The organism is Azospirillum oleiclasticum (assembly GCF_013423485.1).
Lineage (GTDB): Bacteria > Pseudomonadota > Alphaproteobacteria > Azospirillales > Azospirillaceae > Azospirillum > Azospirillum oleiclasticum.
In genome coordinates this window covers 148,263-154,929 of record NZ_JABFFR010000014.1, presented here as the reverse complement: position 1 = coordinate 154,929, position 6,667 = coordinate 148,263, and the positions used below count along the sequence as shown (strand labels likewise).

Sequence of the window (6,667 nt, the reverse complement as noted above, 5' to 3'; positions counted from 1 at the left end):
GGCGATGGCTCGCGCGGGGGTGGCGGCAGCTGGGCGACGCGCGGCGGCTCGGGCGTGCGCGGCGGCGGGGGCGGCGGGGCTTCCTCGGCCGCCTCCTCCGGCGGTGAGGGAGCGGGCGGGGTCGGCTTCGCCTCCGGCACCGGGGGGCGCGGCGGGGCCGGCGGGCTGGGCTGGCCCTGGGTGGTGCGCGCGGCCTCCGTCACCTCGCCCAGATCCACCAGCTCGATGGGGATCGAGGGCGGGATGTCGATCTTGCGGTCGCTGTCCGGCAGCCCCAGCACGACCAGCGCGATCAGCGCCGTGTGCAGGACCGCGGAAGCGACCAGGGGATCGCGCAAGGGACCGTCACTGGGCATCGGCGTCAACGCGGCTGGGCCTGTGGGGCGCGCGGGGGCTGGCCACCGACGCGCTGGCCGGGGGCCGCGGCCGGTCCGGCGGCCAGATTGGGCAGCTCGGCCACCAGCCCCACCTTCTTGAATCCGGCCGCACTCATGGTTCCCATCACCTCAAGCATCTTCCCGTAGGCGATCTTGGCGTCGCCGCGCACGAGGATGCGCGCATCGGGGTTGTTGTTGGTGATGGCGACCAAAAGCGGCACCATGTTGGCGACCTCGACCGCGGTCTCCTGCACATAGACGCGCCCGTCCGCCTGGACCGTCACGAACAGCGGGTCCTTCTGCGCCTCGATGGGGGCGGCGTTGGTCTTGGGCAGGTCCACCGGCACGCCCACCGTCAGCAGCGGGGCCGCCACCATGAACACGATCAGCAGCACCAGCATGACGTCGATGAAGGGCGTCATGTTGATGTCGGCCATGGGTCGATAGGCGCGGCGGCGCCCGCGCCCGTGGTGCGCCTTGCCGGAAAGCTGTGCGGCCATGTCAGGCGGCTCCCCGCTCCTCGAGATGGCGCGACAGGATGGCAGTGAACTCGCCCGCGAAGGTCTCCAGCCGGTCGGCGTAACGGGCGAGGTCGGTGGTGAATTTGTTGTAGGCGACCACCGCCGGAATGGCGGCGACCAACCCGATGGCGGTGGCGAACAGCGCCTCCGCGATGCCGGGGGCGACCACGGCGAGGCTGGTGTTGTTGGTGTTGGCGATGGCGGTGAAGCTGTTGATGATGCCCCACACCGTACCGAACAGCCCGATGAAGGGCGCCACCGAGCCGACCGAGGCGAGGAAGGTCATGTACCGCTCGGCCCTCGCCATCTCGCGCCCGATGGTGACCGACATCACCCGCTCCACCCGCTGCTGCAGCGAGGTCTTCATGGCCCCGGACAGGCCGCGGTCGGCGGCGTGGCGCCATTCGCGCATGCCGGCGGCAAAGGTGGCCGACATCGGATCCTCCGGCCGCTTGCCGATGCGGTCGTAGAGCGCGTCCAGCGACCCGCCGGACCAGAAGGCCTCCTCGAAACCGTCGGCCTGGGCGTTCAGGCGGCGGATGCGCATCAGCTTCTCGATGATGATCGCCCAGCACCACACGGATGCCAGCAGCAGCATCACCATCACGAGCTTGACGACCAGGTCGGCCTGCATGAACAGGCCCCACATCGTCAGATCGTGGACCTTGCCCACCGCACCCGCGGCGTTCATCGCGTGCTCCATTGCCGTCAGTCTCGCTTCTGCCGTTCGTGGTGTTTGGCCAGCGCCTCGCGCAGGATGGCCGGGAACCGGACCGCGCGGCCCTCGGGACCGAGCAGGGCCAGCTTCACCTCCGCCGACGCCACCTCGCGGTCGTCGCGGCGGACGGATTGTGCAACTGCGAAGGAGGCGCCGCCGATATTGTCGATCCGCGTCGCCACTTCAAGCGCGTCGTCGAGCCGCGCGGGAGCGATAAATTCGATCCGCATCCGCCGTACCGCAAATGACACACCGGCCGTGTCCGCCAGATCACGGTGGGTCAGCCCCATCAGGCGCAGCATGGCCGTCCGCCCGCGCTCCATGAAGCGCAGGTAGTTGGCGTGGTAGACGATACCGCCGGCGTCGGTGTCCTCGTAATAGACGCGGACCGGCAGCCGGTGCACGCCGTCATCGCCGATCCAGCCGTCCAGCATGGCAGCGTTGCGCTCAGCCATCGGCGTCCTCCGGCTCGTCCGCCGCCCCCAGCCGGTCGAGCAGGTCGAACTGGCGAGTTGGTGCGGCCGGCGGGTTGAGGCCGAGGTAGCGGAAGCCGAGGTCGGTCAGCATGCGTCCGCGCGGCGTGCGCTGCAGGAAGCCCTGCTGGATCAGGTAGGGCTCCACCACCTCCTCCAGCACGTCGCGCTGCTCGCCAAGCGCCGCCCCCAGCGTCTCCACCCCCACCGGGCCGCCGGCGTAATTGCCGGCGATGCAGCCGAGGTAGCGGCGGTCCATGCTGTCGAGGCCGAGCCGGTCGACCTCCAGGCGGGTCAGCGCGGCGTCGGCCGCCCTCGCGTCCACCTCCTCCAAACCGGCGACGCTGGTGAAATCGCGCACCCGACGCAGCAGCCGGCCGGACACGCGCGGCGTGCCGCGCGAGCGCCGCGCGATCTCCGCCGCCCCGTCCGGCGTGATCGCCATGCCCAGCACCCCCGCCGCGCGCCGCACGATCAGCTCCAGCTCGTCGGGCTCGTAGAACTGGAGCCGCAGCGGGATGCCGAAGCGCTCGCGCAGGGGCCGGGTGATCAGGCCCGAGCGGGTGGTGGCGCCGACCAGGGTGAAGGGCGGCAGGTCGATGCGGATGGAGCGCGCCGACGGTCCCTCCCCGATGATCAGGTCGAGCTGGAAATCCTCCATCGCCGGGTACAGCACCTCCTCCACCTGGGGGGAAAGGCGGTGGATCTCGTCGATGAACAGCACGTCGTGCGGTTGCAGGTTGGTCAGCAGCGCGGCGAGGTCGCCGGCCCGCGCGATCACCGGCCCGGAAGTGGCGCGGAAGCCCACACCCAGCTCGCGCGCGACGATCTGCGCCAGCGTGGTCTTGCCCAGCCCCGGCGGGCCGAACAGCAGCACATGGTCCAGCGCCTCGCCACGGGAGCGGGCGGCCTGGATGAAGATGGACAGGTTTTCACGGGCGGCGCGCTGGCCGATGAACTCGGCCAGCGACAGCGGGCGGATCGACGCCTCCCCGCCATCGCCCGCCCCCTGGCCCGGCTGGACCAGGCGGTTCGGGTCCGCTGCGGGGGTCATTGGCTCAGCTCCTTCAGGCCCTGGCGGATCAGGTCGCCCACCGCGGCCCCGTCACCGAGCGCGCGGCTGGCGTTCATGACGGCCCCGAAGGCCTCCGACCGGCCGTAGCCGAGATTGATCAGGGCGGACACCGCGTCGGCGAGGCGTCCGTCGGCCGGCACCGCCGTGGCACCGGCCTTCGCCGGGGTCGCGGACTGGGCGGCGGTCCCAAGCGCCAGGTTGCCGACCTTGTCCTTCAGCTCGTTGATGATGCGCAGCGCCAGCTTCGGCCCGACGCCGTCGGCGCGGAGCAGCGCGGTCTTGTCCTGGGACGCGATGGCGCGGGCGAGCTGCTCCGGGTCGAGCACCGACAGCAGCGCCAGCGCCGCCTTCGGCCCCACCCCCTGGATGGTGGTGAGCAGCCGGAACCACTCCCGCTCGCCGGTGTCGAAGAAGCCGTAGAGCACGATGCGCTCGTCGCGCACGAAGGTCTCCACCAGCAGCGCGGCCCGGTCGCCGGCCACCAGCCGCCCCAGCGTGCGGCCCGACGCGGTGAGCAGGTAGCCCACCCCGTTCACGTCGAGCACGACGCTGTCGAGCGCCAGCGTGTCCACCACGCCGGAGAGCTTGGCGATCATGACGGTTTCTCCCCCTCTCCCCCCCGGGGAGAGGGCTGGGGTGAGGGGGAAAGCTCGCGTCTGCCGTCACGCGACGGCGGGTGGGACGTTTCCCCCTCACCCAACCCTCTCCCCGGGGGGGAGAGGGCTTCCGGCCTGCGAAGGACGGTGGTTTCGTTGAGGCGCAACAGAATGGTCTCCAAAACGCCGTCGAGGTTGTCGTTCACCTCGTTGTTCCAGAAGCGCAGGACGCGGAAACCCGCCTGCTCCAGCACGCGGGTGCGCTGGCGGTCCTGCTCCGCGCGCTCGGCGTGCTGGCCGCCATCCAGTTCGACGATCAGCCGGTGGTCATGGGCGACGAAATCGACGGTGTATCCCAATAGAGGTTCCTGGCGGCGGAACTTGGCCCCCATTTGGGCATTCCGAAGGCGCTGCCACAGCAGCTTCTCCACCTCGGTGGAATCGCGGCGGAGGTCGCGGGCGAAGTCGGTCCGCTCAGGCGTGGGCTTGCCCCTAGCCGCCGCGACCATCTCCCCCTCTCCCCCCCGGGGAGACGGTCGGGGTGAGGGGGAAACGCGGCCGATCCGGTCGCTGCGAGGCGAGGCGGCCCCCTCGCCCAACTGCTTCCTCTGGCCTCTCCCCGGGGGGGAGAGGGCTTCCGTCGTGCTCCACGCGATCAGCGACGAGCGGTGATGCGCGTGGCAGATCGCCACGGCCAGGGCGTCGGCGGCGTCGGGGCTGGACAGGGTGCAGCCGGGGAGCAGCAGGCGGATCATCGCCTGCACCTGAGTCTTCTCCGCCCGCCCCTGCCCGACCACGGCCTTCTTCACCTGGTTGTTGGGATACTCCGCCACGGTCAGGCCGGCGCGGGCCGGCACCAGCAGGGCGACGGCGCGGGCGTGGCCCAGCTTGAGGGTGGAGACGGCGTTGGTGTTCACGAAGGTTTCCTCGACCGCCGCCTCGTCGGGGCGGTAGCGCTCCAGCACCTCGGCCAGCGCGTCGTGGAGCTGGCAGAGCCGGCCGGCGAGCGGCATGGCGTCGTCCGAATGGACGGCGCCGTCCGCCACATGCGTCATCCGGTTGCCGCGGACGTCGATGACGCCCCAGCCGGTGTGCCGGAGGCCGGGGTCGATCCCCAGCAGGCGCACGACCGCCGGACTTGCGGAACTTCCATCCAGCACGCGCGCCGCCGCTCCTCAGGCCGTCAGCTTCTCCAGCAGATCCGCCGGAATGTCGTAGTTGCCCTCGACCGTCTGAACGTCGTCGTTGTCCTCCAGCACGTCCAGCAGCTTGATCAGGCTGGCCGCGGCATCCTCCGGCGGGGCGACGGTGTTCAGCGGCTTCCAGGTCAAACGCGCGCTCTCCGCCGCGCCGAACTTCTCTTCCAGCGCGTCGCGCACGACGGCGAAGCTCTCCACCGTGGTGGTCACCTCGTGCCCGTTGTCGTCGGATTCGACGTTGTCGGCACCCGCTTCCAGCGCCGCCTCGAACATCGCGTCCGCCGACGCCGCCGACGCCGGGTAGTAGACGGCACCGACGCGGTTGAACATGAAGCTCACCGAGTTGGTCTCGCCCAGGCTCCCGCCGTGCTTGGAGAAGGCGGACCGCACCTCGGACGCCGTGCGGTTGCGGTTGTCGGTCAGCGCCTCGACGATCAGCGCCACACCGCCGGGGCCGTAGCCCTCGTACCGCACCTCCTCGTAGTTGGCGTCGTCGCCGCCGGGCGTGCCGCTCTTGATCGCGCGGTCGATGCGATCGCGCGGCATGTTCTGCTGGCGCGCCGCGGTGATGGCGGCGCGCAGGCGCGGGTTGGAGGCCGGGTCGGGCAGTCCCGCCTTCGCCGCCACGGTGATCTCGCGGGCCAGCTTGTTGAAGATCTTCGACCGCTTGGCATCCTGGGCGCCTTTGCGGTGCATGATGTTTTTGAACTGGGAATGACCGGCCATTTCGCGAACGAACCCCACGCTGGATGATCAAGACAAACACTGGCAGGACATGCGCGGCACGCCCCGGAACATGGACCCTTTCCAGTGCGCCGCCGCAGCCTTTGGGGGTGGGAGACGACACCCGATCCCTTAGAAAGTCAATATGGCGCAAATGGGGCGGATTCAGCCGCGGCGCGATCCCCCGCGCGGCGATGAAGCGACAGCATGCCCTTTTCCATTCCGACACAAGCCTACGGCGAATCGCAGGCTTGACGCTCCACGGGTGCGCGACGCAACATTTGTAGACGACGGACCCCAACCGCAGGAGGGGCCATCATGGGCGAGGGCACGATCGGCCGTTCCGGGCCGCTGCTTCGGGCACCGGGTGCGGTGGAGCGCTCCGGCGGCGCCACCGACCGCGAGCAGCGCCAGCCCAGGCAGCCGCCGCGCCACGGCAAGGACGAGCCGAAGCCCCAGGACCGCCGCGCCGCGGATGCCAACAACCGACGACGGCGCCGCCTGCTGGACCTGCTGTTCGACGAGATCGAGCAGATCCCGGATCTGGACGTCCGCCAGAAGGAGCGGCTCCGCCGGAACCTGCGCAGCCGCGTCGGCCAGCACGACGCGGTGCTACCGCGACCGCCGCCGCAATCGGCCACGCTGCCGCCTCTGCCGCCCGACGCTCCGGACATCCGTCCCGCCGACCTTCCCGAGGTGCCGATCGACCCCGATCGGATCGCCGCGGAAGTGACGACCGTCGATGAGGATCTGCCCGCCGAGGAGATGGAGGAGAACGCCGTCCTGGCGGCCCAGCTCCGCGACTGCCTGACCCGGCGCACCGAGACCGCCCGCAAGATCGCGATCTACCTGCACCTTCTGCTCAGCGTCGACGGCGCCCTCCGTCCCCATGTGGTGATCGAGGTGTGACAGCGTCGTGGTGCGGCCGGATGGCCATACCCCCACTTCGATGATGGATATCCGCCGTTCGGGTGCTTCCGCATCC

Annotated in this window: 8 protein-coding genes and 2 pseudogenes; 1 reads left to right on the top strand and 9 read right to left on the bottom strand. The window is 70.6% G+C overall.

Going from position 1 to position 6,667, the window contains the following annotated elements:
* From HL658_RS17380 to HL658_RS17345, 9 genes and pseudogenes are all read right to left on the bottom strand, one after another.
* A pseudogene (locus HL658_RS17380) lies at positions 1–338 on the bottom strand (hypothetical protein); the annotation flags it as partial.
* A 23-nt stretch (positions 339–361) separates the two neighbouring features.
* A complete protein-coding gene (locus HL658_RS17375; RefSeq protein ID WP_180283582.1) occupies positions 362–877 on the bottom strand; it encodes an ExbD/TolR family protein in 516 nt (171 codons plus the stop codon).
* 1 nt (position 878) lies between these two features.
* Entirely contained in the window at positions 879–1,589 is a 711-nt protein-coding gene (gene tolQ / locus HL658_RS17370; protein WP_246337659.1) for a protein TolQ, read from the bottom strand.
* Positions 1,590–1,606: 17 nt separating this feature from the next.
* Complete coding sequence (ybgC, locus tag HL658_RS17365; protein ID WP_180283580.1) at positions 1,607–2,071, bottom strand: tol-pal system-associated acyl-CoA thioesterase; 465 nt, start codon at positions 2,069–2,071, stop codon at positions 1,607–1,609.
* Positions 2,064–3,143: a Holliday junction branch migration DNA helicase RuvB gene (ruvB, locus tag HL658_RS17360; protein ID WP_180283579.1), complete on the bottom strand. Its 1,080-nt coding sequence runs from the start codon at positions 3,141–3,143 to the stop codon at positions 2,064–2,066. Before ruvB ends, ybgC begins: the two co-directional genes overlap by 8 nt.
* On the bottom strand, positions 3,140–3,760 hold the full coding sequence (gene ruvA, locus HL658_RS17355) for a Holliday junction branch migration protein RuvA (protein WP_180283578.1): 621 nt from the start codon (positions 3,758–3,760) through the stop codon (positions 3,140–3,142). Before ruvA ends, ruvB begins: the two co-directional genes overlap by 4 nt.
* The gene (locus HL658_RS37135; protein ID WP_246337667.1) at positions 3,757–4,269 is read right to left on the bottom strand and encodes an endonuclease domain-containing protein; all 513 of its coding nucleotides are present in this window, start codon (positions 4,267–4,269) and stop codon (positions 3,757–3,759) included. Before HL658_RS37135 ends, ruvA begins: the two co-directional genes overlap by 4 nt.
* A gap of 123 nt (positions 4,270–4,392) precedes the next feature.
* Positions 4,393–4,887 (bottom strand): annotated as a pseudogene (gene ruvC / locus HL658_RS37130) (crossover junction endodeoxyribonuclease RuvC); the annotation flags it as partial.
* Between the two features lie 48 nt (positions 4,888–4,935).
* Positions 4,936–5,685: a YebC/PmpR family DNA-binding transcriptional regulator gene (locus HL658_RS17345; protein WP_180283577.1), complete on the bottom strand. Its 750-nt coding sequence runs from the start codon at positions 5,683–5,685 to the stop codon at positions 4,936–4,938.
* A gap of 315 nt (positions 5,686–6,000) precedes the next feature.
* Between HL658_RS17345 and HL658_RS17340 the strand changes: the two genes are divergently transcribed.
* Entirely contained in the window at positions 6,001–6,591 is a 591-nt protein-coding gene (locus tag HL658_RS17340) for a hypothetical protein (RefSeq protein WP_180283576.1), read from the top strand.
* Positions 6,592–6,667: the final 76 nt, after the last annotated feature.